This window comes from Microbacterium sp., assembly GCF_030149085.1.
In the GTDB taxonomy this organism is placed as follows: Bacteria; Actinomycetota; Actinomycetes; order Actinomycetales; family Microbacteriaceae; genus Microbacterium.
On record NZ_JASBSF010000095.1, the window covers coordinates 1 to 4,256 of the forward strand.

5 protein-coding genes are annotated in these 4,256 nt (G+C 68.9%); 1 reads left to right on the plus strand and 4 read right to left on the minus strand.

Translation table 11 applies throughout. From position 1 onward, the window contains the following. Positions 1-544: class I SAM-dependent methyltransferase (locus tag Q1V87_RS04060; protein WP_300590946.1), on the minus strand; the 544-nt coding region annotated here is incomplete at its 3' end. Positions 545-623: 79 nt separating this feature from the next. Here Q1V87_RS04060 and Q1V87_RS04065 point away from each other — a divergent pair. Next, positions 624-1,019, plus strand: coding sequence for a Sec-independent protein translocase TatB (locus Q1V87_RS04065; RefSeq protein WP_300590947.1), 396 nt, complete (start codon positions 624-626; stop codon positions 1,017-1,019). On the opposite strand, the gene Q1V87_RS04070 is transcribed toward Q1V87_RS04065, so the two are convergent. The 3 genes from Q1V87_RS04070 to Q1V87_RS04080 are packed head-to-tail and all read right to left on the minus strand — an operon-like array spanning position 1,012 to position 4,029. Then, on the minus strand, positions 1,012-2,160 hold the full coding sequence (locus Q1V87_RS04070; RefSeq protein WP_300590948.1) for a P-loop NTPase: 1,149 nt from the start codon (positions 2,158-2,160) through the stop codon (positions 1,012-1,014). The two genes, Q1V87_RS04065 and Q1V87_RS04070, sit on opposite strands and share 8 nt — an antisense overlap. A 19-nt stretch (positions 2,161-2,179) precedes the next feature. Beyond that, positions 2,180-2,749, minus strand: coding sequence for a DUF1003 domain-containing protein (locus Q1V87_RS04075; protein ID WP_292708512.1), 570 nt, complete (start codon positions 2,747-2,749; stop codon positions 2,180-2,182). Next, entirely contained in the window at positions 2,749-4,029 is a 1,281-nt protein-coding gene (locus tag Q1V87_RS04080; RefSeq protein WP_300590951.1) for a CBS domain-containing protein, read from the minus strand. The genes Q1V87_RS04075 and Q1V87_RS04080 overlap by 1 nt, the downstream gene beginning before the upstream one ends. Positions 4,030-4,256: the final 227 nt, after the last annotated feature.

A 4,256-nucleotide genomic window follows, 5' to 3' on the forward strand; every position in this document is an offset into this window, starting at 1 on the left:
GAATGAGCGAGCGGTAGGCGGTCGTGACCTCATCGCGCTTGACCGGATCGGCGACCGCGCCTCCCGCGAGGACCCGCGGGACCAGGACCGTGCCCCCCGGGCGCACGAGGCGCAGCCCGTGCTCGACGTACTCGATGACACCCTCGGGCTCGGCGTCGACCAGAACGATGTCGTACGACGCCTCGTTCATGCGAGGAAGGACTTCGGCCGCGCGGCCCGTGATGAAACGGGCGCGTGCCGGCGGGACCTTGGCCTGCGCGAATGCCTGACGCGCTGCCCCCAGATGCTCAGGCTCGACATCGATCGTGGTGAGAGTCGCCTGCGGCGCTCCGCGCAGCAGCCACAGCCCGGAGACTCCGCCGCCCGTGCCGATCTCGACGATGTTCAACGCACGCCCGACGGCGGCGATCGTGGCACACTGCACACCGACCGCAGCGCTGATCGGTTCGGCGCCGAGTTCGAGCGCAGCCTCGCGAGCGCGGGCGATCGCGTCGGGTTCGACAGTGACCTCTTCGACGAATCGATTGACCGCGTGATCTCCCATGCACTGCCCTTTCTCTGAGGGGCAAGCCTACGGGCGCGCACCCGGAATCTCGCTGAGGCGCGAGGGGTAATCTTGACCCATGTTCAATGGGATCACGATCGAGAAGCTTCTGCTGATCGCTCTGATCGCCGGGATGATCATCGGTCCGCAGCGGCTTCCCCGCTACGCAGCAGCCCTCGGACAGTTTGTGCGCCGAGCCCGTGACTTCGCCCGCTCCGCCGGCTCGCGCGTCAAAGAAGAGATGGGCGAGGACTTCGACGACGTGGATTGGCGCACGCTCGATCCACGGCAGTACGACCCGCGTCGCATCATCCGGGAGGCACTGCTGGATGACCCGCCGACGCCGCCCGTCAAGCCGCAGTCCGCGACGATGGCCCCGGCCGGAGCCGCTGCTGCTGGAGCGACCACGACGTCGACGAAGGCACCGCCGCTGGCGGTGGGGGAGATTCCGCCGTTCGACGCGGAAGCTACCTGACCCGCATCGGGAGGGGGCGGCCCGACAGTCCGCGCCCGGAGGCTAGAACAGCTTCCGCTACAGCCTCGATCGCCGCTGCGGCAGGGTCAGCGGCATCCGTCACGAGGTGCACGTCGCCGGCGTCGCCGGATGCCCGCACGCCGTGACTCAGCGGGATCGAGCCGAGGAGGGGGACGGGTTCGGCATCCGTCTGTAGGGCCTGCGCGACAAGCTCGCCGCCGCCGGAACCGAACAGATCGAGCACCGTGCCGTCGGGAAGGGTGAGCGGCGCCATGTTCTCGACGACCCCCAGCACGCGCTGTCCTGTCTGCCGCGCGACGAGCCCTGAGCGGATCGCGACGTCAGCGGCTGCGCGCTGGGGCGTGGTCACCACGATGACCTCGGCGTGGGGCAGGAGCTGGCCGACGGAGATCGCGACATCGCCCGTTCCCGGTGGCATGTCCAGCAGCAGAATGTCGAGGTCACCGAAGTGGACGTCGGTGAGGAACTGCTGCACGGTGCGGTGCAGCATCGGTCCCCGCCACGCCACGGCGCCAAGTGGCTCTTCCCCCGAACCGCGTCGCAGGAACATCCCGATCGAAATCACCTTCACCCCGTGCGCGACGGGAGGAAGCATGAGGTCATCGATCCGGGTCGGTTGCGGTGGTGCTCCGTCGGGTCCGACAAGACCCAGGATGCCGGGAATAGAGAATCCGTGGACGTCGGCGTCTATGAGCCCGACGCGAAGACCGCGCGCTGCCAGGGTCGTCGCCAAGAGCGCCGTCAGCGTCGACTTGCCGACGCCGCCCTTACCGCTCGTGACGGCGATCACCCGGGTCAGGGAGTCGGGACCGAACGGCATCGAACGGGCCGGGCGCCCGGCGCGCAGCATCTCGGTAAGGCGAGCGCGTTCGTCGGCATCCATGACCCCGACCGTGATCTCGGCCGACACCACCCCGGGGACCGACAGCGCCGCGGCGCGAACGTCGGACTCGATCCGTGCGGCGGCGGGGCATCCTGCGACGGTGAGGGCGATGTCGACCCACGCTGCGCCGTCGTCGACCCGAGCGCCGCGAACCATCCCGAGCTCACCGATCGGGCGACGCAACTCCGGATCGATCACGGAGCCGACGGCGCGCGCGACCTCGTCTGCGGCAGTCACCGCACGTCTCCGCTGCGAATCATGCCGAGTGGCCCTCGTGGGGGAGCGTCGGGCCCGCGGAGGGCACCGCGTCGGTGGGCTGCTGCTCGGCGCGTTCGTCGAGCTTTCTCAACAGCGACTTCAGTTCGGCGCGCAGTGTGTCACGGGTCACGACCTCCGAGGTCACCTCGGTGAGGGCGATGCGCAAGGCCACGATCTCGCGCGCGAGGTACTCCGTATCGGCGAGGTTCCGCTCTGCGCGCTGACGGTCCTGCTCGATCTGCACGCGGTCGCGATCGTCCTGCCGGTTCTGGGCGAGCAGGATGAGGGGGGCGGCATAGGAGGCCTGCAGTGAGAGCATGAGCGTCAGGGCAGTGAAGCCGTTGGCTGCCGAATCGAACCGCAGGTTCTCGGGGGCCGCAGTGTTCCACGCGATCCACGCGACGCAGAACAGGGTGAGAGCCACCAGGAACCAGGGGGTGCCCATATTGCGGGCGATCCACTCGGTTGCTCGGCCGAACCGATCCCGCGAGGGCTGGGGCGTGCGACTGCGAATCGGCATGCTCGACCGACCGCGGGGAGCGTCCAGCCCCCGGGGTGAGCGCGCCATCACAGCTTCACCGGCCCTGTCCAGGGAAACGACACCGGTCGCTGGTCGGTCGAGTGCGAGCGCCAGTCCTCAGGCAGCAGGTAGTCGAGCACGTCGTCGACGCTGACGACACCGACCAGGCGGTGGACTTGGTCGACGACCGGCACCGATACCAGGTTGTACGAGGCGAGGATGCGGGCGACCTCGGCCGCCGTTGCGGTGGCTGCCAGCGGCTCGATGGTGTCATCGATGAGGGAGCCGAGCCGCTCGTGCGGCGGGTAGCGCAGCATCCGTTGGAAGTGCACGGTGCCCAGGAACCGGCCCGTCGGCGTTTCGTACGGGGGCAGGGTAATGAACACTGACGCCGCGAGTGCCGGATGCAGCTCGTGGCGGCGGATGAGCGCGAGTGCTTCAGCGACGGTCGCTTCGGCAGAGAGCACGATCGGCTCGCTCGTCATGAGACCACCGGCGGTGTCGGGGCCGTACTTCAGGAGTTCGCGAACGTCCTCGGCTTCCTCGGGCTCCATGAGATCGAGTAGCGCCTCGCTGCGACCTGCCGGGAGCTGTCCGAGCAGGTCGGCCGCGTCATCCGGTTCCATCGCGTCGAGGATGTCGGCGGCGCGCTCGTCGCCCAGTTGCTCGAGAATGTGCGCCTGGTCATCCTCGGGCATCTCTTCGAGCGCGTCGGCAAGGCGGTCGTCGGGAAGTTCCTCGGCGACCTCGAGCAGGCGGGCGTCGGGAAGATCGAGCAGCGTGTTGGCGAGGTCGGCGGGCTTCAGCTCACTCAGGGTCGCAACGAGCTGTTCGGCCGACGGCTCCTGCGTCGAATCGAGCTGCTCGGTGACCTCTTCCCAGCTGGCGAGCGTGGTCGGGCCCTTCGTGAACGGAGATGCGCTGGTGCGGGGACGGCGCAGGAACAGCTGGCCGATGTCCCAGGCGCCGAGCCGGTCGCGCTCGATGGCGGCATCCTCGATGACTGCCTCGCCTGACCCGTCCCGGAAGTACACCCGGCGACCGAGGAGTTCAGCGAGGACCCGCACCTCGCCACCGCGCTGCTGGAACCGGCGGACGTTGATGAGGCCGGTGGTGATGACCTGCCCCGGGGCGATCGAGGTGACGCGCCCGATCGAGACGAACACGTTTCGCCGGCCGGGAATCTCCACCACGAGCCCGACGACGCGCGGCGGGTCGTCGGCGCGGTAGACGACCACGACATCGCGGACGCGTCCGAGCCGGTCGCCGGCAGGGTCGAAGACGGCGCAGCCCGAGAGGCGCGCGACAAAGACCCGCTGCGTGTTCACCCGTCCAGCGTAGCCCGCGCCCGGGCATGCCCTCCTGTGGTTACGAGCGATGATTCGTGGCGACTCAGCGGATGGCAAGACCCGGCATGGGAGGATGGACGAATGAGCATGATGGGGGGCCAGTTCGCCCGCAACCTCGAGGACGTCGGACAGACCGTCGCGACCTTCGACAAGTACGAAGCCGCCCAGAAGGCGGTGTCCAAGCTCATCGCCGAAGACATTCCCGC

Bases quoted from the DNA above. Each gene is read 5' to 3' on its own strand.
- Q1V87_RS04065 (WP_300590947.1), top strand. From the start codon at position 624: ATGTTCAATGGGATCACGATCGAGAAGCTTCTGCTGATCGCTCTGATC.
- Q1V87_RS04075 (WP_292708512.1), bottom strand. From the start codon at position 2,749: ATGGCGCGCTCACCCCGGGGGCTGGACGCTCCCCGCGGTCGGTCGAGC.